Origin of the sequence: Oceanospirillum sanctuarii (genome assembly GCF_002150805.1) — a bacterium.
Taxonomy (GTDB): Bacteria; Pseudomonadota; Gammaproteobacteria; order Pseudomonadales; family Halomonadaceae; genus Oceanospirillum; species Oceanospirillum sanctuarii.
This window is the reverse complement of sequence record NZ_MTBA01000004.1, coordinates 88,738-111,850: the sequence shown is the minus strand read 5'-3', so window position 1 is coordinate 111,850 and position 23,113 is coordinate 88,738. Positions and strand designations below refer to the sequence as shown.

Below are 23,113 nucleotides of genomic sequence, written 5' to 3'. Positions count from 1 at the left end.
GCTTACAGCTGCGATTGTACCGGCTGTGTAAGAGTCTCGGTTTGTGCAGGCTACAAACCAAATGAGCCGCCCCGGGCAGCTCTTAATTGATACGTCACTGTAGAAATTCAGCGTGCGAATCAGAGTCGTGTAGCTTCATCCAGGGCGCGAAGTATCTTCTTACGACCCAAAAGCAGCTTCCAACGGCGGCCTCCGAGTTGGTGCCAGAGAATCGCAGAGCGGATACCGGCAAATAGCAGGGCACGAACTTTTTCCGCATTAGAATTCTGACGCAGGATGTTCGGTTCGCCCTGTACCTGGATTCGAAAGGAGAAGGTGCTGATCGTGTCCTGATAAAGGCCGGCGATACTGGCAATCACGTTCTCATGGGTATTTGAGAAGTGATGGCTCTGCATTTTTACCTGCTCAAGACGCTGACCGATGGCGTTCAGCATCTGATTATCTTTGCGCAGACGTTTTTCCAGATACAGGATCGACATCGCATAGCGCAGTACGTGGGTCGAAGTGTCGTTATCCTTATTCACAAAACCGCGTAGGGTACGAATCCCCAGATTCAGCCCATGAGCTGAACCTCCGTAAACCGCCAGAGTATTCTCCGGATCGGTTACCAGAATACTGGCGATACTGGTTTCAAAGCTATCCTGACCCACCATGCCCTTATTCGCCAGCTGATGTACCAGTGCGGCAGCCTGAAAAACACCTGCCAGTGCTAAAGCCTGTTCCTGATCCTGTCGGGTTGAGCTCATAGTCGTCTTAGTATTCCTGTAGTCAGTGTGTCCGGATGCTGTTGTCTGTTGCTCAGTTTCAGGCTTCGTCGCGCCAGGTCTTTTCGATCACGGCGCCACCCAGACAGATATCATCCAGATAGAAAACAACGGATTGCCCCGGAGTAACGGCACGCTGAGGCTCATCGAAGATCACTTCGAACTCGTTATTGCCCAAAGGTTTCACGGTGCAGGCCTGATCATCCTGACGGTAGCGGGTTTTAGCGCGACACTTGAACTCGCCCGCAACCGGTGGCTCACCGGCAACCCAGTCAACACTCTCTGTTTTCAGGCCACGGCTGAACAGTAGTGGGTGGTCGGTGCCCTGTACGGCGATCAGGATGTTGTTATCCAGATCTTTCTCGGCCACAAACCAAGGATCTTCTGAGTACTCTTTCAGACCGCCGATGCCCAATCCCTGACGCTGACCTATGGTGTAGTACATCAGGCCGCTGTGTTTGCCGATCACATCACCTTCCGGTGTGCAGATGGTGCCCGGTTGTGCTGGCAGGTATTGCTGCAGGAAATCTTTAAAGCGGCGTTCACCGATAAAGCAGATGCCTGTGCTGTCTTTTTTCCGGGCGGTAATCAGATCATGTTCTTCTGCGATGCGGCGTACTTCCGGTTTTTCAATTTCGCCCACCGGGAATAGTGTCTTACCGATCTCGTTATGGCCGACGGCGTGCAGGAAGTAACTTTGGTCTTTATTGTTATCCAGACCTTTCAGCAGCGTTGCTTTACCATCCTGTTCGCCACGGCGAACATAGTGGCCGGTTGCAATCAGATCTGCGCCCAATGCTTCGGCGTATTCCAGAAAGGCTTTGAATTTGATCTCTTTGTTGCACAGGATGTCCGGGTTTGGTGTGCGTCCTGCTTTATATTCCGCCAGAAAGTGCTCGAAAACATTATCCCAGTATTCTGCAGCAAAGTTGGCTTTGTGCAGTTTGATACCGATACGATCACAAACCGCCTGAGCATCTGCCAGATCTTCCTTGGCGGTGCAGTATTCTGTACCGTCATCTTCATCCCAGTTTTTCATAAACAGGCCTTCTACCTGATAACCCTGCTGCATCAGCAGGACGGCAGATACGGAAGAATCAACACCGCCGGACATACCAACGATCACTTTGATCTGGCTGTTGTCAGTGGCGTTAGTGTTGCTGTTGGCTGTTTGGCTTTCCGGGCTGTTTTGACTGTTTGGCATGATGATTCGCTAATCGTTTTTCAGTATTGGGCAGACTGGCGGGATTATAACGGATGTTACCTGCCCGCGCAGTTAAACTCGTTGAGGTTGTTAAAGGGCTTGTAGCTGTTCTGTACGGATGCTTTTGGCTTTTGCTCTACTAACTGAGCTGCCTTGTTATTCCGGGTGGCTGAAGTCCGTAATCAGATCCAGCGGGTAGCTTTTACCTTTTCGGTAATCTTCAAAGCACTTTAACACCGCTTCGCTTCGCATTTTGTCTTCTGCTGCTTGCAGAAGCAGCTCTTCCCAGGTCAGCCAGTGAGCATCTTCGATACCGTCATCCAGAATGGCATCAGGATGATGCTGAACCGGTTCGGCGATAAAGCAGTGTCTGTGATAGGTCAGCTGTTCCGAAGCTTTGTTGATATATAGCCCCATATACGCAGTAACACGCACGTCCCAACGGGTTTCCTCCAGCGTTTCCCTGAGGGCTGCATCGATTAGGCTTTCATCCTTCTCGATATGGCCGGCAGGTTGATTGAGTACCTTGCGGCCCTGACTCCATTCCTCAACTACGAGGAAGCGGTCTTCACCGGTTTCCGCATCTTTTTTAACAACAACCGTGGCTACGGTGGAATTGGGTTTCCAGACATCGTCACGTGACAGCATGGTGATCCTTTAAAGCATTTTGCGGTGCTCTTGCTCATTAGGCAGCAGCACATGGATAAAGTGGTTAGCGCTTGGCTTTGCCAGTGGGGCTTTTCTGCCCAGTGCGCGAATGTCCTTTAGAGTGGGGGCGATTACCGGTTTTTCCACCCCTGTTACTTTTTCCATCCTTGTTGCTGTTGGGGGGGCTTTTACCGATTGGTCTTTTGCTGCGATTTCCCGGAGCTGTGCTTTTGGCTTTTGCTCTGGAAGAGGTGTTTTTAGGTACAACCGGTAGGTTGACCTCGATCTCAGCGCTTTCGCCTTCGCTAATGCCTTCCAGCGTCCAGTTGCCGATACGGGTGCGAACCAGGCGCAGGGTTGGAAAGCCGACCGCCGCACTCATGCGGCGTACCTGGCGGTTGCGCCCTTCACTGATGACAAGCTCTACCCAGGATGTTGGGATGCTCTGACGCTTGCGAACCGGCGGATTGCGTTCAGCAAAGCCCGGATCGCCGATCTTTCTGGCTTTGGCCGGACGTGTCATGCCGTCCTTTAGCTCTACGCCCTTGCGCAGTTGTTGCAGGGCTTCTTCAGTCACGTCACCTTCAACCTGAATAACATAGGTCTTGGGGAGCTTCATATCTGGCGATGCAATTCTGTGCTGCAGCTGGCCATCATCGGTCAGCAGCAACAGGCCTTCGGAGTCGTAATCGAGGCGACCTGCGGGATAGATGCCGGATTCAGTTATATAGTCTGCCAGGGTGCTGCGTCCTTCAGAGTCCGTAAATTGGGACAGAACCTGAAAGGGTTTGTTGAATAAAATCAGTCGGCTCATGGGGTGAGATGATCCTTTTAACGCTTGGCAGAGTAAAACAGGTGATGCAGTAAACGACTTAAGTATCAGATTTTAAAGCAAAGAGCCGGCTTGATATAGGGAGTTGCAGTCGGATGCAGGCTGATCCCGGCATGGGTTTGGTTTTTCCGGATCCTTTTATCGTATTCATTTCGGAACAGGCCTCAGTCTGATCGGCTGTTTAGCCGGTGATTGGATGCCGAGCTGGTGTAGGTTTTGTTTGTTGTGCTTTTGTGTGATCTGTTAAAGATTTCACACATCAGGGTAAAGTGCTGAAAAAATAAGGTGTTATCCGACTTTGGTACGTTGTGTTTCCGGAATTTTTAATTATTCTTAGTTTATAACTAGGTTATTAGCCCCATATAGATAAACAGCAGGGTCATAAAAGGCGGCTCTTAGACTTAGGAATCTTAAGCGTTTTGCCTGCTTGACCGATTTATAAACTTGAGTTTGATCAAATCTGTGCTTATTTTTTAGCTAAAGCGCGCTTTAAACTAAACTTAAAAATAGAGGATTAGCGGTACCGCCATGGCAAACCCTTATTTCACCATCGTTAATCAGGATGACCATTCAGATCCTTATCAGCACGACGGTGACAGCGGAGTGGCAGTCGCTCCGTCTAAACCTGAACTTCAGCGTCCGCCAATGTACAAAGTAGTGATGCTGAATGATGACTACACACCGATGGAGTTTGTTGTTGAAGTGCTCACCGTGTTTTTCAACATGGATGAGGAGAAAGCCACGCAAGTCATGCTGGCAGTACACACCCAAGGCAAGGGCGTGTGCGGAATATTTACCAGGGATATTGCTGAAACCAAATGCGCCCAGGTAAATCAGTGCTCAAGAGAACATGAACACCCACTGATGTGTGATATTGAGCAGGCTGATTGAAGCCTTCAGGGCTGATACCGGAATCAATCCCGGAATAAAAAGGGCCGATATAAAAAAGCGGCAAGAGAGGGTAGTCCCATGTTAAGCAAAGACCTCGAATCAACGTTAAACGCTGCATTTACCGTAGCTCGCAGCAAACGCCATGAGTTTATGACAGTTGAACATCTGTTGCTGGCGTTGCTGGATAATGACTCTGCCGCACGCGTGCTTCAGGCCTGCGGTGCCAATATGAACAAGCTGCGTATCGAGTTGCAGGACTTTATTAACTCGACCACGCCTCTGATTCCTGATGACCAACTGGAACGTGAAACTCAGCCTACACTTGGCTTTCAGCGCGTGTTGCAGCGTGCGGTATTCCACGTTCAGTCTTCCGGTAAAAGTGAAGTAACCGGCGCTAATGTTCTGGTTGCTATCTTTAGTGAGCAGGAAAGTCAGGCGGTTTACTTCCTGCGCCAACAGAATGTTGCCCGTGTTGATGCGGTTAACTACATCTCTCACGGAATCTCCAAGGTTGCCGGTCATGAAGCGCCGATGGAGCAAGAGCATCACCATGAAGAATCAGAAGATGGTGCACAGGAAGGCAATGCCAATAATCCTCTTACGGGTTACTCAACCAACCTGAATGAGCAGGCGCGCCTGGGGCGTATCGATCCTTTAGTGGGTCGCGACCATGAAGTAGAGCGCGTTATTCAGATTCTGGCCCGTCGCCGCAAAAACAACCCGCTGCTGGTGGGTGAAGCTGGCGTGGGTAAGACCGCTATTGCTGAAGGTCTGGCTAAGCGCATCATCGATGGCGAAGTACCTGATGTGATTCAGGAAAGCGTGGTTTACTCGCTGGATATGGGCGCGCTGCTGGCGGGTACCAAATATCGCGGTGACTTTGAGAAGCGTCTGAAGGCCCTGTTAGGCGAGCTGAAGAAGCAGCCTCATGCGATCCTGTTTATTGATGAGATCCACACCATTATCGGCGCTGGTGCAGCTTCCGGTGGTGTGATGGATGCCTCTAACCTGCTGAAACCCCTGCTGAGTTCCGGTGAGATCCGCTGCATCGGTTCCACTACCTTCCAGGAGTTCCGTGGCATTTTTGAGAAAGATCGTGCTCTGGCCCGCCGCTTCCAGAAAGTGGATGTGATGGAGCCAACCGTTGATGACACGATTGAGATTCTGAAAGGTCTGCGCAGTCGTTTCGAGAAACATCATGATCTGAAGTACACCAACGAAGCGTTGGAGGCAGCGGCTAAGCTGGCAGATCGTTATATCAATGACCGTCACATGCCGGATAAGGCGATTGACGTAATTGATGAAGCCGGTGCGTATCAGCGCCTTCTTAAAGAAGAAGATCGTGTTGATACGATCGATGTGGAGCAGGTAGAAACGGTTGTCGCTAAGATTGCGCGTATTCCACCGAAAAGTGTTACTACGTCTGACAAGAAAGTCCTTAAAGATCTGGAGAAAAACCTGCAGATGCTGGTCTTTGGTCAGGACGATGCGATCACTTCCATGTCGAACGCTATCAAACTGTCCCGTGCAGGGCTGAAATCGCCGGAGAAACCAATCGGTTCCTTCCTGTTCGCAGGCCCTACCGGTGTTGGTAAGACCGAGGTAAGTAAGCAGCTGGCAAATATCATGGGTATTGAGCTGGTACGCTTCGATATGTCCGAATACATGGAGCGTCACACCGTATCCCGTCTGATCGGTGCGCCTCCGGGTTATGTCGGTTACGATCAGGGTGGCCTGCTGACTGAAGCGATTACCAAGAACCCGCATTGCGTACTGCTGCTGGATGAGATCGAGAAAGCACACCCTGAAGTCTTCAACCTGCTGCTGCAGGTGATGGATCACGGAACGCTGACCGATAACAATGGCCGTAAAGCGGACTTCCGTAATGTCATTCTGATTATGACCACTAACGCCGGTGCGGAAGCGATCAGTCGTCGTTCCATCGGTTTTGCCAGTCAGGATCACAGTACTGATGGTATGGAGGTTATCCGTAAGACCTTTACACCAGAGTTCCGTAACCGTCTGGATGGCATTATTCAGTTCTCTGCACTGAACTTCGAAATGATCCGTAACGTGGTTGATAAGTTCCTGGTAGAGCTACAGGCGCAGCTGGATGAGAAGAAAGTGCAGCTGGTACTGGAAGATGATGCTAAGAACTGGCTCGCGGAAAATGGTTATGATCCTGAGATGGGGGCCCGTCCGATGGCGCGTCTGATTCAGGAGAAAATCAAGAAACCGCTGGCTGAGATTATCCTGTTTGGTGACCTGGCAGAGACCGGTGGCGGTGAAGTTCATGTCACTCTGGATGAGAATGGAGAGATCGTACTGGAGGCTGAAAAAGCAGGTGAAGTTGCCTGATGCTCTGGCTCTGATTTATCCGGTCTTATCTGATCGGTCATGAGTAAAAAATGCCTCGCTTCGGCGGGGCTTTTTTATGGCGATCGTTTAATGTGTCGGTTTGATAGATCAAAACGAGTGCAGCCAAAAAAGCCCGATTCCATCTGATTGCTCAGAAAGAGATCGGGCTTTTTCAGAAACTATATCGCTGCCTTCAGACTGAAGGCTCCGCTATTAACGGGCGCGGTAAACGATACGGCCTTTAGTCAGGTCGTATGGCGTCAGTTCCACTTTTACTTTATCGCCAGTCAGAATGCGGATGTAGTTTTTACGCATTTTACCGGAGATGTGAGCAGTAACGATGTGACCGTTTTCCAGCTCAACGCGGAACATAGTGTTGGGCAGCGTGTCGACCACGGTGCCTTCCATTTCAATAGAATCTTCTTTTGCCATGCAGGAAATACCTCGGGTTCTTTCTGCTGTCTATAAACCGCACTTCGTTTGAACTGGCATGTCCTTAAGGCCGAAGCGGCGGGTACGAAAAATTTGGTGCTACACAACCAGACCGTGAAGGAGCTCGGCTCGGAAGGGCTGGTTCAGTGCGATGGGCTCGGTGTAAATCAGATAACGCCACACACAAAATAAGCGCGCGTATTTTGCCCTATTTTGCCAGGCTAATCAAAAGTTCCCTAAAAAAAGCTGGAAATTCTTTCAGGAGAAGGCTCTTTTTCGACAATCACAACGATTGTCAGCCCGCTAAAATGCCATCATCTGATGACATTTCTCTGACAGAAGCTGTTTGGATTGAGGGCCCTGGCATAAGACTACAAAAGTGACTGCCAATCGGAATGACTTTGGGCATCATCCTGCAGTTCAAGTGGGTACCAATGATTATCTCTCAGTTGTTCAAGAGGCCGGTACTCTGTTTTGTAGCTCATCTTCTGACAACTTTCGATCCAGTAACCCAGATACAGGTAGGGCAGATGATGGTATCGGGCATGCAAAATCAACCAGAGCACCACGTAAACGCCCAGAGAACGCTTCGGTTGGTCCGGTTCGTAAAAAGTGTAGATAGCAGAGATGCCATGACTCAGGGTATCCATAGCCGAAACTGCCACCAGTTTGCCTTTCTCGTCCCGAAACTCCACCAGATGAGAGAAGTGTTTATCCATGGTCAGGAAGGATTTGTACTGATCTTCTGACGGTGGAAACATATCGCCATCGGCATGGCGCTCGTTGATATAGCGCTCATAGAGATCGTAATGCTCCTGCACGTAGCGGGCAGGCATGATCATGGCGCTCAGATCTTTATTTCTGTTCAGTGTTTTGCGGTGCTTGCGTTTCAGTCGGAACTCCTCGGTGGGCACCCGAACCGAAATACAGGCGTTGCAGCCTTTGCAATTCGGGCGGTAGAGATGTTTTCCACTGCGACGGAAACCCACAAGGGTCAGCAGGTCGTAAACCTGCTGGTTTACCTGTTGTTCGGGATCAAGGAAGAGTGTGGTGGCCGTATGATCTGCCAGATAACTGCAGTCATGGGGCACCGTCATATAAAAGCGCAGTTGCGGCTCTATAAAAGGGGCATCACTACTCAAAGCACAGATTCCTTAATGCGTTGTTCCAGTGACCAAGGGCCAACCGGCATAGGGGCGGCGGCATACAGTTTAAGATAGTCAAGAAAACGCGCTCTATCGATCTCTTCAGCACCAAAACTCGCCAGATGGTCAGTGTAAACCTGACAATCGATCAGCTCAAATTGCCAGGCTTTCAGCTGTTCCACCAGATGCACAAAAGCCACCTTGGAGGCATCGGTCGCCCGGGCAAACATCGACTCGCCGCAAAAGATCCTGCCGATGGCTACGCCGTACAGGCCGCCGACCAGTTTGCCATCCTGCCAGGCCTCTACCGAGTGGGCATAGCCTTTGTGATGAAGATTCAGATAGGCGGTACGCATTTCCGGGGTGATCCAGGTTTCCTCGGTATAGTTGCGGGCTGCTGCACAGCCATCCAATACCTGATCAAAGGCCTGATCAAAGGTGATCTCATAAAGTTGCTTGCGGATCGTTTTTTTCAGGCTGCGGCGAACCTTAAAGTTATCCGGCAGAATCACCATGCGTGGATCCGGCGACCACCAAAGAATCGGTTCGCCGGGATTAAACCAGGGGAAGATGCCCTGACGGTAGGCAGCAAGCAGCCATTGATCGTTGAGTTGGCCGCCAAAGGCGAGAATGCCCGGAGGTTCCTCCAGTGCTTCGGTTACCGGTGGAAAGGCAGGTGGATACTGAGGATCAAGCCAGGGTAGCTCTATCATAAAAACAGCTCATTAACGGTATTCGGGTGATAAGCGGGAAGGGGCGAAGATGGATGCCAAGTATTTGATTGCCTTCGTTTTGCTTATCTCATTGCTCAGGTATTATAAGGGCACAATTCATTAGGGTAGAAGTTTCATGACAACAGACCATCAACCGGAACCGACTCCTTCATCTGAGCCGGGTCAGGAGCTGGCAGATCGAATTCGCAAAGGCGCACGGGAAGGCGTTGTGATTTTGATTCTGGCGCTGTGCAGCTTTCTGGTGCTCGCTCTGGTCAGTTTTGATGCTCAGGATGGTGGCTGGTCCACCAGTCAGAGTTCCGGTATTCCGGAGAATCTGATGGGGCGTTTCGGTGCCTACACATCCGATCTGCTGCTAAGTATTACCGGCTATTCTGCCTATCTGTTTCCTCTCGTGATGCTTTATTACTCTGCGCACCGAATTTATATCGGTCGTCAGCAGCTGGATAGTGCTGCTCTGGGGCTACGTTTTCTTGGCTTTGTGGTCTGGATCTGTGCCAATGCGACATTGGCGAGCCTGCATTTCTATCATCCGGAAAGTGCTCTGCCGAGCGGTGCTGGCGGTATTATCGGTGAAGCTTTCACCAGTATTCTGCTCACCAGTCTGGGGCTGATGGGCTCTACCCTGCTGATGTTGGCGCTCTGGATGATAGGTTTCTCGCTGCTTACCGGCTGGTCCTGGATGTTAATTATCGACACCCTGGGTTTTTACGCGGAAGCGGGTGCTAACCGTGTTTTTCAATGGCTGAAAAAAGAAGCTAAAGACACAAGTGCTGGTTTACCGGAGCAATATTCTGCGCCTTCTGCGGATCAGCTTTATGCTGATCGCTATCAGGGGCAGCCTGCACCTGCCGCACCACTGAATTCAGAAAATGACGCTTTTTTTGCTCCTGTACGCGACGCTTATCCTGATAATGCCCAGCAGCAATCAACCGCTTCTTATGAGCCAGCGAAAGATATTGATGAGGATAGCTGGGAGGAAAAAAATCCGCCCCAGCCATGGCACAAGCACCTATTGAATAGCCTGCCAATGTTGCCACCTCTGTTTAACAACAAAGAGCGTAACAGCAAAGAGGCTAACGCTGGTCGTCGTGCTCCGGCTCAGGAAAGGGTAGAGCCCGCTCTGACTTTGGGCGCACCTTTAGTGGCTACTGACGATGATCGCCTGAGCGCGGTGGAGCCAACACTGGATATCTCTCCATCACTTCAGCAGGCTTTTGGCGGTGTGCAGAATCAACAAATGCCTCAGCAAGCTGATCAACATACACCTGCAATGCAAACTCCGGTTGCTATGCCTGAAGCACAGGCTACCTCGCCAAGGGGTTCTGCTCAAACCGCTATGGATGAGCCACAACCTGTTATGGCTGATATGTCAGAGGCTCCACCTTGGGAAGAGGGTGCAGATACGCAAGTTCCTGCCGTGGTGGATGGTTTCGAGACTGAACCGACTATGGAAGAGCGTCTGGCTGCAGTTACCCAAGTCACCGAAGATGGCGAAATCTGGAGTGTTGCGCGTTTTCAGAAACCGGATACCACGCCAGTTGGTGAGATTACCGGTGATAAGCCGTCCATCGATCTGCTGACTCAGGGCGATAACTTTAATAAACCGAGTTACACCCCTGAACAGTTGCAGACCATGTCTGAATTGCTTGAGGTGCGCCTGAAAGAATTTAACGTGGTGGCGCAGGTGGTTGATGTGCATCCGGGGCCTGTGATTACCCGTTTCGAGATTCAGCCTGCTGCCGGGGTTAAAGCCAGTAAGATTACCAATCTGGCAACAGATCTTGCCCGTGCGCTTGCTGTGACCAGTGTACGCGTGGTTGAGGTGATTGCCGGTAAGTCTTCTGTCGGTATTGAGATCCCGAACCAGAACCGGGCGATGATTCGCCTGCATAAAGTGCTGAATCATAACTCTTACTCGAAATCTGACTCTCCGCTGACTTTAGCGCTGGGCGATGATATTGCCGGTCAGCCTGTGGTTGCTAATCTTGCCAAGATGCCGCACCTGCTGGTGGCGGGTACCACAGGTTCCGGTAAGTCGGTAGGTGTGAACGCCATGCTGTTGAGCATGCTGTTCAAGGCCACACCGGAAGAACTGCGCCTGATCATGGTTGATCCTAAGATGCTGGAGCTGTCGGTTTATGATGGTATTCCGCATCTGCTGACCCCGGTCGTGACCGATATGAAGGATGCCGCCAATGCGCTGCGCTGGTGTGTGGCTGAGATGGAGCGCCGCTACAAGCTGATGGCGGCCATGGGCGTGCGTAATATCGCAGGTTTCAACAGCAAGCTGGATGAGGCTGCTGCTCAGGGGGCGAGAGTTGCCGATCCGACTGCTAAACCTGAGCAGGGTGAAGCGCCACCGACGTTGGAAAAACTGCCTTTCATCGTGGTTGTGATCGATGAGTTTGCCGACATGATGATGATCGTCGGTAAGAAGGTGGAGGAGCTGATTGCCCGTCTGGCCCAGAAAGCCCGTGCGGCCGGTATCCACCTGATTCTGGCGACCCAGCGTCCATCGGTGGATGTAATTACCGGTCTGATCAAGGCTAATATTCCGACTCGAATCGCCTTTCAAGTGTCTTCGAAAATCGACTCCCGAACCATTCTGGATCAGGGCGGTGCTGAGCAGCTGCTGGGTCATGGTGACATGCTTTATCTGCCGCCGGGAACCGCGATGCCGATTCGTGTGCACGGTGCCTTTGTTGATGATGATGAAGTGCACCGCGTGGTTGAGAACTGGAAACGTCGTGGCACTCCGGACTTTGTGGACAGTATTTTGAACGGATGGGAAGAAAACGGTGTCCCATCTGAAGGTGGTGGTGCCGAATCCGGCGATGAAGACCGGGATGCTCTCTACGATGAGGTAGTGGAATTTATTACCGAAACCCGTCGTGTTTCCGCATCCGGTATTCAGCGTCGCTTCAAGATCGGCTACAACCGGGCAGCACGCTTGGTTGAGTCCCTTGAAGCTGCAGGAGTGGTATCCGGCATGGGCAGTAATGGTCAGCGTGAAGTGCTGGCACCGCCCAGCCAACCACAGGAATAACCCTGACTTAAGGGAAAGTGGATCCTGATTTTGAGGATCCTGATTTTGAAGATCATAGTTTTGTAGATCTGAGTTTTGTGGATCTTAGCTTAAGGAATTCTATGCAACGTTTTAACGCTTTTGTGTTGGCAATTATCAGTGTGTTTCTGTTTCAGATCTCTTCTGTTCAGGCGGACAATTCAGCTCAAAATGCTGCCAGCTCTGATACCAGCAGTTCTGCGGCAGCTCATCAGCTTGGGGAGCTCCTGGCTAAAATGGAGACGCTGGATGCAGATTTTCAGCAGCGTATTCTGGACGCTAAAGGCAGTCGTCTGCAGGAAGTTTCCGGCCATCTGAGCCTTGCCCGACCCGGTAAGTTCTACTGGGAAACCGAAAACCCTTTCCCTCAGACCGTGGTATCCGATGGTGAAACCCTGTGGTTGTTCGACCCGGATCTGGAGCAGGTAACCGTTCAACAGATGGATCCGTCTCAGAACCGTACACCAGCCATGCTGCTGAGTGGCAATATCGATTCGATTGAAGAACGTTTTACCATCAAGCTGACCCGCGAAAGCGCTCAGTTCAAAGAGTTTCTGCTGATTCCTACTGGTCAGGAATCACTGTTTGAAGAGCTGCGCCTGAGCTTTGTGGCGGATGAACTGGCTTCTTTGCTGCTGTCTGATAGTCTTGGCCAGCGTACCTCTATCGAGCTTTTCTCTACCAAGCTGAATCCTGAGCTTGCCGAAGACCGTTTTACCTTTGCGATACCGGAAGGTGTCGACGTGATCATGCAGTAAGCCCTTTCCGATATGGATCTCTTTGCCGAAGAACCTAAGTGGCAGCCGCTGGCTGCCCGTATGCGTCCACGTACCCTGGATGAATACTCCGGTCAGCAGCACCTGCTGGCAGCAGATAAACCTCTGCGTCAGGCGATTGAACGGGATCAGCTGCACTCGATGATTTTCTGGGGGCCGCCGGGGGTGGGTAAAACCACGCTGGCCCGCTTGATCGCAGAGCTGACTAAGGCACGTTTTGAAAGTATTTCGGCTGTATTGTCCGGGGTAAAAGAGATTCGGACAGCAGTAGAGCGTGCTCAGCAGACCCGGGCTCACGGTGGTAAAACCCTGCTCTTTGTCGATGAGGTGCACCGCTTTAACAAATCCCAGCAGGATGCTTTTTTGCCTTTTGTGGAAGACGGCACTTTTATCTTTGTCGGTGCGACCACGGAAAACCCCTCCTTTGAACTCAATAATGCACTGCTTTCCCGTGCCCGTGTTTATGTACTGCGGAGTCTCGAGGCGGACGATCTGGTGCAGGTTTTGCGTCATGCGGTAACCGATACCGAACGGGGCTTGGGTGAACAGAATCTGCAGGTTGATGATCAGCATCTGGAGCTATTGGCCAAAGCCGCTGATGGCGATGCCCGACGTGCGCTGAATCTTTTGGAAGTCGCTTCGGATCTGGCGGAAGATACCTCGGACGGACGGCAGATCAATGCTCAGGTGATGACCGAGGTGCTGGCAGAAAGTACCCGCCGGATGGATAAAGGCGGTGATCTCTTTTACGAGCAGATCTCTGCCCTGCACAAGTCTGTGCGGGGTTCAGCGCCGGATGCCGCACTCTACTGGTTCTGCCGTATGCTCGATGGTGGCTGTGATCCGCTCTATATAGCCCGGCGTGTCGTGCGTATGGCGAGCGAAGAGATCGGTAATGCCGATCCCCGTGCGCTACAGCTCTGTCTTAATGCCTGGGATGTTCAGGAGCGCCTTGGCAGCCCGGAAGGAGAGCTTGCTGTTGCGCAGGCGATTCTCTACCTGGCCTCCGCGCCGAAGAGTAATGCTGCCTACAAGGCGTACAATCAGGCTCGTGCCCATGTGGTCGAAACCGGTAATTACGATGTGCCGGTTCACCTGCGAAATGCGCCGACTAAGCTGATGAAAGAGATGGGCTTCGGACAAGAGTATCGCTATGCCCATGATGAACCGGATGCTTATGCAGCAGGTGAAAATTACTTCCCGGAAGAGCTGGCGCACACCCGCTACTACTATCCTGAAAATCGTGGGCTGGAGCAAAAGATCGCGCAGAAGCTGCAATGGCTGGCGGAAAAAGACGCCGCCAGTGATCTGAAGCGCTATCCCGATAAGTATTGATTCCCGGTCTCTCTATTGTTCGTTTTTTCTCATTTTTCACGCGCTGTTTTGGTGCGTTTTAGGGCTACATAGAAGGCAGGTTTGCACTTCGTTTGTAGCAAGTCAGACATGCGACAAATAGCCCTGCTTTTTATCCGGTATATTTGATGCAGGTCATGAGCAGTTTTTTCGGGGCTGACTATATTCGATAGGGCGTTTTGGAAAAGCGTTACCGCCAACTCAGAAATTGAAGTTAAAAATAAAAAGGGCCGGTAATGACTTAAGCAAGCTAAACCGCTTGTGCGGTTTATTTCCCTACCGAAAATAGGAGGTGTGAGATGAGTACCATCATGTCACAACTGCATCTGGACCATCTGAATCTCAGCCGACTGCTGGAAGTTCTTAAAGATAAGCTGGTAAGTCTCAAAGAGGGTGAGCGCCCTGATTACCAACTGATACTGGACGTTGTCACCTACATTGTTGATTACGCCGATGCCCACCACCATCCCCTTGAAGATCAGATCTACGATTACGCAACCCAGCAATACCCTTCCAGCAAACAAGCGTTGTTAGAAGTTGAAGCCGAACACAAGCTGATCCGTGATAATACCCGTGAGTTCCAGCAGCTTATTGAAAGCATTCTGATGGATTCTGTTGTTTCCATGGATGTATTCAATCAGCGGTTGGAAGACTTTATCCGCCAGCAGTATGACCACCTGAACCAGGAAGAAGGCACCGTATTCCCTCTGCTGGAAAAACTGATGCAGGATAAAGACTGGCTCAACCTGCAGGTTAAATTGCAAACCCGGGAAGACCCTCTCTTTGGTGACAACGTCGCAGAAGAATATAAGCGACTTTATAAGTCTCTGATTCAGCAGGAAGCTGTAGCCTGATCATCTTTTTGTCTCAACGAATATCCTTAAACCTGTGAGTTGTTGAAAGCTGCCCGCCATTTATTGGCGGGCTTTTTTTATTTAAAGCGCCCATGTATCAATTTATCCGTGATTATTCACTGGCAGGGGCTTTGGAAATGCTGCTCTTTTCTCTACAATGTTGCCCCTTGGATTTCAGTGAATTGGCTGTTGTTATTCAGCCTCTAAGCCCAACCCCGTAAACCTTAAAAAGGGAGCCATCATGAATCAGATGTTAGCCGTTGCGATTGGCGGAGCATTCGGAGCGATGGGGCGTTACTGGGTTGTCGGCTTGGTCACTCAATGGTTTGGGCGGGGCTTTCCTTACGGAACGCTGACGGTCAATGTTCTTGGTTCTGTACTGATTGGTTTTCTGTACACCCTTCTGGTCCAGCAGCTAAAGCTTGAGCCTCACGCTCAGGCGATTCTGATGGCAGGTTTTACCGGAGCATTTACCACCTTTTCAACCTTCGCACTGGAATCACTGAATCTTTTTCAAAGCGGGCGGGTATCCGCAGCAATACTGTACATTGTTTTGAGTGTCGTTTGCTGTCTGGCTGCGGTAGCCGTTGGCATGTGGTTGGGCAGGCAGCTTGCCTGACCGGGAATATGACTGTAACTAATGGGTAATCATAATGCTTGATGCAAAGCTGATCCGTACGGATCTGGAAACTGTTGCGGAAAAACTGAAAATTCGCGGTTTTGAACTGGATACCGCCCGTCTGCAGGAGCTGGAGTCCCAGCGTAAAGAATTGCAGACTGAAACCGAACAGCTGCAGAACGAGCGTAATACCCGATCGAAAGCGATTGGTAAGGCCAAAGCTTCCGGTGAAGATATCGCCCCTCTGCTGGCTGAAGTGAGCGATCTGGGTGATCGTCTGGATGCCGGTAAGCAGAAGCTGGCTGAGCTGCAGGAAGAGCTGAACAACCTGATGCTGACCATTCCTAACCTGCCGCACGAATCTGTACCGGCGGGCAGCAGCGAAGACGACAACGTCGAAGTGCGCCGTTGGGGCACACCAAAAGAGCTGGATTTTGAAGCGAAAGATCACGTTGATCTGGGTGCGGTTGGTGGTCTGCTGGACTTTGAAACCGGCGTAAAAATCACCGGTTCCCGTTTCACGGCTATGCGTGGTGCTCTGGCCCGCATGCACCGTGCCCTGACTCAGTTTATGCTGGACACCCACACCGGTGAGCATGGCTATACTGAAGTTTACGTGCCTTACATGGTAAATAAGGACTCACTACGCGGTACGGGGCAGCTGCCTAAGTTCGAAGAAGATCTGTTCAAGCTTCAGGGCGAAAGCGAGTACTACCTGATCCCGACTGCTGAAGTTCCGGTAACTAACATGGTGCGTGACGAGATTCTGGCGGCGAAAGATCTGCCACTGAAGATGACCGCTCACACCCCTTGTTTCCGTAGTGAAGCAGGTTCTTACGGTCGTGACACCCGTGGCATGATCCGTCAGCACCAGTTCGAGAAAGTGGAAATGGTACAGCTGGTTGAGCCGTCCAAGTCCTACGAAGCGCTGGAAGAACTGACCGGCCACGCAGAGAAAATCCTGCAGGCGCTGAACCTGCCATACCGTGTGGTGACCCTGTGTGGTGGCGATATCGGTTTCTCCGCAGCCAAAACCTATGACATTGAAGTATGGCTGCCGGGTCAACAGAAGTACCGTGAGATCTCTTCCTGCTCTAACTTTGAAGACTTCCAGGCGCGTCGTCTGCAGGCCCGTTTCCGTAATCCGGAAACCAACAAGCCTGAACTTCTGCACACCCTGAACGGCTCCGGTCTGGCGGTTGGCCGTACACTGGTTGCGGTTATGGAAAACTATCAGGACGCAGAAGGCCGTATCCACGTGCCGGAAGCTCTGCAGCCGTACATGGGTGGTATTACCGTTATCGGTTAATCTGCTTAAGTATCGCGCGCAAGAAAACGGCCTATGCTGAAAAGCACAGGCCGTTTTTTTATATCAGGTGGTTTATTTACCCTTTTTTGCACGAATCTGGTGCATTTTTGAGTTCTGGTGCTCCAAATTGGTTATAAAAGATTTCTTGTATCTTTGATTTGGTTATATAAAATTAAACCTGTCCTTCCCCTTGTGAGATCAGCCCATGAAAATGCTCCCCCTGATGGCGAATACCCAGGAATTTGGTGCCGTAGTGATCGGCCATGATGATACTGCCCGCCGTAAGCTTCAGGCTTTGTTAAGAGCCGGAGCCAAAGTCGCTGTCGCTGCTTCCCAGCCTTTAAGTGAAGGATTGCAGCAGTTGATGCAGGAGCATGATGTTGCTGAAATCGCTATGGAGCAGGCGCTTACCAAGGCTGAGCTTTATCCGTTAGTGATTCTGGCTGAAGGCGCAAGGGAGGAGCTGCAACAGCAGGCGGCTGAGCTAAAGGCGAAGGGACGACTGGTGAATGTGGCGGCTCACCCGGAATGGTCTAACGTCTCCCTGCCTTATCTGATTGATCGTCATCCGGTGTTGATTGCGGTGGGCTCTACCGGTGAAGCACCCGTGCTGGCGCGTATTATGAAAGCCCGTCTTGAATCTTTGATTCCCCGTTCCTTTGGTCATCTGGCGAAACTGGTTCATCAGGGTGCAGATCGGGTTAAAGCCTTATTCCCGACTTTGAAATTGCGTGAGCGTTTCTGGTCGCAGCAGCTTGAAGGTGCGGTAGGTGAGCTGATGCTTTCCGGCCGTGAAGCACAGGCATCACAGCTACTGGAAAATAATCTCGCTCAGGCTGAAGCCGAAACCGGCGTGGTAACGGGTGAAGTGTATCTGGTTGGCGGTGGGCCGGGGGATCCGGAACTACTGACGCTGCGTGCGGTTCGTCTGATCCAGCAGGCAGATGTGGTGCTTTATGACCGTCTGGTGGCGCCTGAGATTGTTGATCTTTGCCGTAGCGATGCTGAACGCATCTATGTGGGCAAAGCCCGTTCTGATCATGCGGTGCCTCAGGGGGATATTAACCAGTTGTTAGTGGATCTGGCGTTGCAGGGTAAACGGGTACTTCGCCTGAAAGGCGGTGATCCCTTTATCTTTGGTCGCGGCGGTGAGGAGATCGAAACGCTGAGTCAGAACCGCGTGCCGTTTCAGGTGGTGCCGGGCATTACCGCAGCATCCGGTTGTGCCGCTTATGCTGGTATCCCGCTAACTCACAGAGATCATGCCCAGTCAGTTCGTTTTGTCACCGGTCACCTGAAAGATGGTAGTAGCAATCTGCCCTGGACGGAACTTGCTACACCGTCTCAGACTCTTGTGTTCTATATGGGGCTGGTGGGTTTACCGGAAATCACCCGACAGTTGATTGCCCATGGCCGAAGTGCAGACACTCCGGCAGCTCTGATTCAGCAGGGTACGACCCGTAACCAGAAAAACTATATCGCTACTCTGGGAACTCTGGCCGAGCATATCGCTGATAAGCAGGTCGAGCCGCCGTCACTGATCATTGTCGGCGAAGTGGTGTCTCTGCATGAAAACCTGAACTGGTTTGATCCGGAGCAGGCGGGTGGCAGTCAGGGTTTCTGGAAACGAAGTGATGCCTGATGAGTTTTGATCAACTCACCCTTTACCGATTGAATCCATATCGGGTATTGCCTGCGTATAGACATCAAAGCCTTTGTTCTAGGTTATTTGTTTTTCGTGAGTCAGGAGTACCCGATGAAACGTCGTACTTTTTTACAGGCGCTGGTTGGTTTTCCGGCAGCTATTTCCTTTGTTCCTGCCTTAGAGGCCAGCCATCGGCCGGATCATCAGATCGAACCCCTTAAGCTCAGCCATAAAGAGTGGAAAGAGCGCCTCGACAAGATGCAGTTTTATGTGCTCCGTGAAGAGGGCACTGAGCGTGCATTTACCAGTCCCCTGAACGAAGAGAAGCGTAAAGGGGAGTATCGCTGCGCAGGTTGTGATCTGCTGTTGTTTACCTCAGAGATGAAATACGACAGCGGCACCGGCTGGCCAAGTTTCTTTACTGTGGTTGAAGGACATATCGGCACCAAGACCGATTTCAAGCTGATCTATCCCCGTACTGAATACCATTGCACCCGTTGCGGTGGTCATCAGGGGCATGTGTTCAACGATGGTCCTAAGCCGACCGGAGAACGTTGGTGCAACAACGGCGTTGCTCTGCGTTTTGTTCCCGCCTGACACTGGAGTTATAGAGACTGGGATAGTCTAAGAACTCTACATCTCTCTTCGGAACCGCCTGATTTCAGGTGGTTTTTTGTTTCTCACTGTAAGCAACCTAGTAGAAACCCTTGTAGGTCATACCAATATTGTGCGTTGCAGCTAATAAAATAGTGAATTTTGCTGTCATCTTACGCTAAGTGGTTAGTTTTGTTGGACTAAAGTAGGGCGTATTGCTATGGCATCAGGCCTTATTATGGAGTTCCAAAATAATAAAAAACTTATAACCACAACAATTATTACAACAAGTTCCTGTGCAGGCAGGGTGGAGCTGATTTGCGTATGAGTTCAACGGCTAATCCAAAAATAATTCAGATAGCGGCAGGGATACCGGTCTTAGGTGGTGTGCTGTTTGGCATGCTGTCCGACACGATTCCAACGGCCTGGGGCATAGGCCTATTAATTGCTGCAGCCTTACCGGTGTTGCTGGCATTAACTGGCGGCAGAGCCAGTGGAGGCTCACATCCGGTATTGGATGGTCTGTTAAGGAAAGAAGAAGTCACTACTGAAGACCTTCAACAGGCACGCTCCGCCCTTCAGCAACAGGGTATGACAGGTACACCGGTCAGTCGCTTTGTCGGTGGTTATGCCAAGCTACGTTTAATGGCAGAAGCCCTTGGCGGTACTGCCAGTAAAACCGCCATCGCTACTGCAGAAGTATCTCACCTGGCTGATCAGATGGATAAGCGCCTGGATATTCAGCAGGACGAAGTTGAAAAAGTCTCCACTCGCGTCGAATCCATCACCGTTACCATGCAACAGGTTTCTGTGAACGCCAGTAGTGTTACTGAACTGGCGACTCAGGCAAAAGAGTACAGCTTTACCGGTCGTGATGAGCTGCAGGAAGCGATTGCCCAGATGCGGGATATCAGCTCCCGCACAGACCATACTCTGGGGCTGATCAATCAGCTGAACGAAAAATCCGACATGATTCAGGATGTAACCCGAGTTATTGAGGGTATCGCTGAACAAACCAATCTGCTGGCGCTGAACGCAGCGATTGAAGCCGCCCGTGCCGGTGAACACGGTCGTGGCTTCGCAGTCGTTGCAGATGAGGTGCGTAGCCTTGCCAGTCGTACTTCTGACTCCACCCAGCAGGTTGCCAATATCGTGCAGGAGATTCAGTCCAGTACACAGGAAGTGGTGACCACTATCGAAGATCTGGTTTCCCGTATCAACTTTGGCTCCGAGAAAGTTGAAACTGTGGGTAATCGTCTGGGGGATATGGCCAATCAATTTGATGAGGTTGAGCATCAGATCAGCAGTATTGCTGAAGCCGTGGTGCATAGCCATGAACATATCGAAGATATCTCCCGCTCTATCTCTTCCCTGAAAGAGGAAGTGACGGAGGGGAATGGTCAGATGCACGATCTTTCGACCCAGGCAGAAAGTCTGATGCATGGCGCTGAGACCATTACTGCAGAGCTTGCCCGTCAGGCGGCAGCAGGTAAACATCGCGATAGTTACGCAGCCTGTCGTCGGGCAGCGGAACGCGTGCAGGAGGCCTTTGAGCAGGCTGTTGCCAGTGGCACTCTGACCATGGATGACCTGTTTGATCGCAACTACCAGCCGATTTCCGGTACAAACCCGCAGAAATACTCGACCCGTTTTGATCAGTTTACGGATCGGGTGCTACCGGCCATTCAGGAAGATACTCTGAACTCTAATGGCTTTGCATACGCGATCATGATCGACGATCACGGCTATGTACCAACCCACAATAACCAGTATGCCCATAAAGAAAGCGGTGATCCTGAAGTGGATCTGGTGAAGAGCCGTAGCAAGCGAATCTTCAACGACAAAACCGGCCAGCGTGGTGGTCAGCATCAGGAGAAGCTACTGTTGCAAACCTACAAACGGGATACGGGCGAGGTTCTGCACGACCTCTCTGTTCCTGTCTTTGTGAATGGTCGCCACTGGGGAGGCTTCCGTGTGGGCTATCTGCCGGATTGATGTTTGATAGCCGTTAACAAACGCTAAAAGCCCGCTATATGCGGGCTTTTTGATGGCTGACTGATGACTCTGACGCAGAGATCTAAAACCGTTAGCTCAGAAGCGGGAGAGCTCAGAGAAGTCGATATCGCGGGCTGCAATGACGGCCTGAATGCGGTTGCTCACACCAAGCTTACGCAGAATAGCGGATACGTGGGCTTTAACTGTGGTTTCAGCAATCGACAGGGTATAAGCAATCTGCTTGTTGGATTCCCCTTCAGCCATACGCTGCAGCACAATAATCTGGCGGCGGGTCAGGGAAGAGAGCAGTGCAGGGTCAATGGTTTCTGCCTGTTTCTGCTGGCGCAGCGCCTGTGCGCCGGAAAGATTTGCAGAAGAGTTATTGTCGCCACGGATAATATCTGAGGGTAGATAGACGCTACCCGCCAGAATCTGTTCCAGAGCCTTATGCATCTGATCCCGTGGGGAGGATTTGGTAATAAAGCCAACCGCACCAAAGGTGATCGCCTGCAGAACAACCTTTTTGTCTTCTTCGGCAGAGACAATAACAACAGGGATTGAAGGTGCCATTTCGCGCAGACGCATCAGGCCCTGAAAGCCATCCATACCGTCCATATTCAGATCGAGCAGTACCAGATCGACCTCGTCATCCTGCTCGATCAGAGCAAGGGTATCATCCAGATTGCAGGTCTCCAGAATTTCGCTGTCCGGATACCGGCTGCGCACCACATTGGCGATCGCTTCCCGGAAGATAGGATGGTCATCAGCAGTCACAATTTTATACATGGCAAACCCCTTCTTATTGTCTTTTGTCGTGGGCCGTCGTTAGTTCGCAGAGCTGTTCTAGCTTCAAGGCTGTATTAGTCATAGAGCCGTACTGGTCACAGGGCTGTTATTGGGTTGTTTGTTGGGCTTTGCAGGCTGTTCAACCTGACTTCGTCTGCCTTCGGAATCATTTCGCAGTCTATCATGACTGTTTGGTTCCGTTTTGTGCATCCGACAATAGTTCAGTGAATTCTACATAAACTATTTATGTAACCCCTTAATATTAAAGTGGTTATCCTGTTTTATTGCGTGGTGGAGACACCTTGCTGAGTGTATGACCCGCTTAATGGAACCGGTGGTTGCAGCACCAGATCCCCTCCTTTTTCCTGCCAGCCATCGATGCCTGAGGGATACCAGTACAGAGGTTTAATTCCCAATGCACTGGCTTTGGCTGCGGCATTCCAGGACATCCAGCAATCGGTTTTACAGAAGAATACCGGAGTCTTATCGGGATGGCGCGCCATCAGGATGGAAAGCTGATCAGAGAAATACCGATTGATCGATTCAGGGGCATCGGCCTTGCCGGTATTGGCCAACCAGAAACTACCGGGGATCGTTTTATGTTGTTTGGTATTGATAAAGCGACCTTCCCGCAAGGTTGTCGGAAGAACATCGATCAGAAGTAAACGGTTTTGTTCGTTAAGCGTGACAAACTCGCTATCAGAAAGGGTCATAGCTCCCGGAGCCTGAGAGGGAACCGGAGCACGATAACGGCTGTTTCGCAGGCCATTAGCGTCAAAAAGGCTGGGATCGGAAAGTAGTTGCTGGTCTTCTTCGCTTAGGGGTTGCAGATACTGATCCGGATTCAGTTGAGCCTGAATCTGTTCTTCGGCAACAGATGAGTTCTGCAATGCGAGGGACGTCTCGATAACGCTACAGGCTGATAAGCTGATTGCTGAGAAAAGAATCATGGATACGGCTAACACCTTCTTCGGGATTTCGAAGGAGAGCGCAGTCAGATTATCGGCAGGTTGCAGTAAAGCTGTCAGGCGATACCGGATGGTCTCATACCAACGAGCAGGCAGAGCTGTGCCATTCGGAACCCCTGTGCGAGATATTGTCATTATT

20 protein-coding genes are annotated in these 23,113 nt (G+C 51.1%); 11 read left to right on the top strand and 9 right to left on the bottom strand.

The annotated features are described in order from the left end of the window. Positions 1–119: 119 nt before the first annotated feature. The 4 genes from hflD to BV405_RS07455 form a co-directional block, all read right to left on the bottom strand. The gene (gene hflD, locus BV405_RS07470; protein WP_086480255.1) at positions 120–746 is read right to left on the bottom strand and encodes a high frequency lysogenization protein HflD; all 627 of its coding nucleotides are present in this window, start codon (positions 744–746) and stop codon (positions 120–122) included. Between the two features lie 58 nt (positions 747–804). After that, complete coding sequence (gene mnmA / locus BV405_RS07465) at positions 805–1,968, bottom strand: tRNA 2-thiouridine(34) synthase MnmA (RefSeq protein WP_086480254.1); 1,164 nt, start codon at positions 1,966–1,968, stop codon at positions 805–807. A 156-nt stretch (positions 1,969–2,124) separates the two neighbouring features. Continuing rightward, on the bottom strand, positions 2,125–2,616 hold the full coding sequence (locus BV405_RS07460; RefSeq protein WP_086480253.1) for an NUDIX hydrolase: 492 nt from the start codon (positions 2,614–2,616) through the stop codon (positions 2,125–2,127). A gap of 64 nt (positions 2,617–2,680) precedes the next feature. Further along, positions 2,681–3,430: a pseudouridine synthase gene (locus tag BV405_RS07455; RefSeq protein ID WP_086480252.1), complete on the bottom strand. Its 750-nt coding sequence runs from the start codon at positions 3,428–3,430 to the stop codon at positions 2,681–2,683. Positions 3,431–3,976: 546 nt separating this feature from the next. Between BV405_RS07455 and clpS the strand changes: the two genes are divergently transcribed. Together clpS and clpA are read left to right on the top strand one after the other, a co-directional pair. Then, positions 3,977–4,339 carry an ATP-dependent Clp protease adapter ClpS gene (clpS, locus tag BV405_RS07450; RefSeq protein WP_086480251.1) on the top strand — a complete coding sequence of 121 codons (363 nt, stop codon included), beginning with the start codon at positions 3,977–3,979 and terminating at the stop codon, positions 4,337–4,339. A 78-nt stretch (positions 4,340–4,417) separates the two neighbouring features. Continuing rightward, positions 4,418–6,697 carry an ATP-dependent Clp protease ATP-binding subunit ClpA gene (gene clpA / locus BV405_RS07445; RefSeq protein WP_086480250.1) on the top strand — a complete coding sequence of 760 codons (2,280 nt, stop codon included), beginning with the start codon at positions 4,418–4,420 and terminating at the stop codon, positions 6,695–6,697. A gap of 213 nt (positions 6,698–6,910) precedes the next feature. Here the strand turns inward: clpA and infA are convergent, their stop codons facing one another. The 3 genes from infA to aat all read right to left on the bottom strand — a co-directional run bounded on the left by infA (position 6,911) and on the right by aat (position 8,987). After that, positions 6,911–7,129 (bottom strand): translation initiation factor IF-1, encoded by a 219-nt coding sequence (infA, locus tag BV405_RS07440; protein ID WP_078744381.1) that lies wholly within the window; start codon positions 7,127–7,129, stop codon positions 6,911–6,913. Between the two features lie 371 nt (positions 7,130–7,500). Beyond that, positions 7,501–8,271 carry an arginyltransferase gene (locus BV405_RS07435; RefSeq protein ID WP_086480249.1) on the bottom strand — a complete coding sequence of 257 codons (771 nt, stop codon included), beginning with the start codon at positions 8,269–8,271 and terminating at the stop codon, positions 7,501–7,503. Beyond that, positions 8,268–8,987, bottom strand: a complete 720-nt coding sequence (gene aat / locus BV405_RS07430; protein ID WP_086480248.1) for a leucyl/phenylalanyl-tRNA--protein transferase — start codon at positions 8,985–8,987, stop codon at positions 8,268–8,270. Before aat ends, BV405_RS07435 begins: the two co-directional genes overlap by 4 nt. Positions 8,988–9,123: 136 nt before the next feature. Here aat and BV405_RS18085 point away from each other — a divergent pair, with 136 nt between their 5' ends. The 9 genes from BV405_RS18085 to BV405_RS07385 all read left to right on the top strand — a co-directional run bounded on the left by BV405_RS18085 (position 9,124) and on the right by BV405_RS07385 (position 21,220). Beyond that, entirely contained in the window at positions 9,124–12,057 is a 2,934-nt protein-coding gene (locus BV405_RS18085; protein WP_086480247.1) for a DNA translocase FtsK 4TM domain-containing protein, read from the top strand. Positions 12,058–12,158: 101 nt separating this feature from the next. Further along, a complete protein-coding gene (gene lolA, locus BV405_RS07420; RefSeq protein WP_140054516.1) occupies positions 12,159–12,833 on the top strand; it encodes an outer membrane lipoprotein periplasmic chaperone LolA in 675 nt (224 codons plus the stop codon). A gap of 12 nt (positions 12,834–12,845) precedes the next feature. Next, positions 12,846–14,186, top strand: a complete 1,341-nt coding sequence (locus BV405_RS07415) for a replication-associated recombination protein A (protein ID WP_086480245.1) — start codon at positions 12,846–12,848, stop codon at positions 14,184–14,186. A 317-nt stretch (positions 14,187–14,503) separates the two neighbouring features. Beyond that, positions 14,504–15,058: a hemerythrin domain-containing protein gene (locus BV405_RS07410; protein ID WP_086480244.1), complete on the top strand. Its 555-nt coding sequence runs from the start codon at positions 14,504–14,506 to the stop codon at positions 15,056–15,058. A gap of 241 nt (positions 15,059–15,299) precedes the next feature. Continuing rightward, a complete protein-coding gene (gene crcB, locus BV405_RS07405; RefSeq protein WP_086480243.1) occupies positions 15,300–15,677 on the top strand; it encodes a fluoride efflux transporter CrcB in 378 nt (125 codons plus the stop codon). Positions 15,678–15,711: 34 nt separating this feature from the next. Further along, positions 15,712–16,986, top strand: a complete 1,275-nt coding sequence (gene serS, locus BV405_RS07400; RefSeq protein WP_086480242.1) for a serine--tRNA ligase — start codon at positions 15,712–15,714, stop codon at positions 16,984–16,986. Between the two features lie 205 nt (positions 16,987–17,191). Beyond that, a complete protein-coding gene (cysG, locus tag BV405_RS07395) occupies positions 17,192–18,628 on the top strand; it encodes a siroheme synthase CysG (protein WP_086480241.1) in 1,437 nt (478 codons plus the stop codon). 114 nt (positions 18,629–18,742) lie between these two features. Further along, positions 18,743–19,228 (top strand): peptide-methionine (R)-S-oxide reductase MsrB, encoded by a 486-nt coding sequence (gene msrB / locus BV405_RS07390; RefSeq protein WP_086480240.1) that lies wholly within the window; start codon positions 18,743–18,745, stop codon positions 19,226–19,228. A 321-nt stretch (positions 19,229–19,549) separates the two neighbouring features. Next, positions 19,550–21,220: a methyl-accepting chemotaxis protein gene (locus tag BV405_RS07385; RefSeq protein WP_086480239.1), complete on the top strand. Its 1,671-nt coding sequence runs from the start codon at positions 19,550–19,552 to the stop codon at positions 21,218–21,220. Between the two features lie 96 nt (positions 21,221–21,316). Here the strand turns inward: BV405_RS07385 and BV405_RS07380 are convergent, their stop codons facing one another. Further along, a complete protein-coding gene (locus BV405_RS07380) occupies positions 21,317–22,006 on the bottom strand; it encodes a response regulator (protein WP_086480238.1) in 690 nt (229 codons plus the stop codon). A gap of 281 nt (positions 22,007–22,287) precedes the next feature. After that, positions 22,288–23,109, bottom strand: coding sequence for a rhodanese-like domain-containing protein (locus tag BV405_RS07375; protein ID WP_086480237.1), 822 nt, complete (start codon positions 23,107–23,109; stop codon positions 22,288–22,290). Positions 23,110–23,113: the final 4 nt, after the last annotated feature.

Coding starts and splice junctions, on each gene's coding strand:
- BV405_RS07460 (WP_086480253.1), bottom strand. CDS start 2,616: ATGCTGTCACGTGACGATGTCTGGAAACCCAATTCCACCGTAGCCACG.
- BV405_RS07415 (WP_086480245.1), top strand. CDS start 12,846: ATGGATCTCTTTGCCGAAGAACCTAAGTGGCAGCCGCTGGCTGCCCGT.
- aat (WP_086480248.1), bottom strand. CDS start 8,987: ATGATAGAGCTACCCTGGCTTGATCCTCAGTATCCACCTGCCTTTCCA.
- BV405_RS07455 (WP_086480252.1), bottom strand. CDS start 3,430: ATGAGCCGACTGATTTTATTCAACAAACCCTTTCAGGTTCTGTCCCAA.
- BV405_RS07380 (WP_086480238.1), bottom strand. CDS start 22,006: ATGTATAAAATTGTGACTGCTGATGACCATCCTATCTTCCGGGAAGCG.
- infA (WP_078744381.1), bottom strand. CDS start 7,129: ATGGCAAAAGAAGATTCTATTGAAATGGAAGGCACCGTGGTCGACACG.
- mnmA (WP_086480254.1), bottom strand. CDS start 1,968: ATGCCAAACAGTCAAAACAGCCCGGAAAGCCAAACAGCCAACAGCAAC.
- BV405_RS07385 (WP_086480239.1), top strand. CDS start 19,550: ATGAGTTCAACGGCTAATCCAAAAATAATTCAGATAGCGGCAGGGATA.
- cysG (WP_086480241.1), top strand. CDS start 17,192: ATGAAAATGCTCCCCCTGATGGCGAATACCCAGGAATTTGGTGCCGTA.
- BV405_RS07375 (WP_086480237.1), bottom strand. CDS start 23,109: ATGACAATATCTCGCACAGGGGTTCCGAATGGCACAGCTCTGCCTGCT.
- msrB (WP_086480240.1), top strand. CDS start 18,743: ATGAAACGTCGTACTTTTTTACAGGCGCTGGTTGGTTTTCCGGCAGCT.
- clpS (WP_086480251.1), top strand. CDS start 3,977: ATGGCAAACCCTTATTTCACCATCGTTAATCAGGATGACCATTCAGAT.
- BV405_RS07410 (WP_086480244.1), top strand. CDS start 14,504: ATGAGTACCATCATGTCACAACTGCATCTGGACCATCTGAATCTCAGC.
- clpA (WP_086480250.1), top strand. CDS start 4,418: ATGTTAAGCAAAGACCTCGAATCAACGTTAAACGCTGCATTTACCGTA.
- BV405_RS18085 (WP_086480247.1), top strand. CDS start 9,124: ATGACAACAGACCATCAACCGGAACCGACTCCTTCATCTGAGCCGGGT.
- crcB (WP_086480243.1), top strand. CDS start 15,300: ATGAATCAGATGTTAGCCGTTGCGATTGGCGGAGCATTCGGAGCGATG.
- lolA (WP_140054516.1), top strand. CDS start 12,159: ATGCAACGTTTTAACGCTTTTGTGTTGGCAATTATCAGTGTGTTTCTG.
- hflD (WP_086480255.1), bottom strand. CDS start 746: ATGAGCTCAACCCGACAGGATCAGGAACAGGCTTTAGCACTGGCAGGT.
- serS (WP_086480242.1), top strand. CDS start 15,712: ATGCTTGATGCAAAGCTGATCCGTACGGATCTGGAAACTGTTGCGGAA.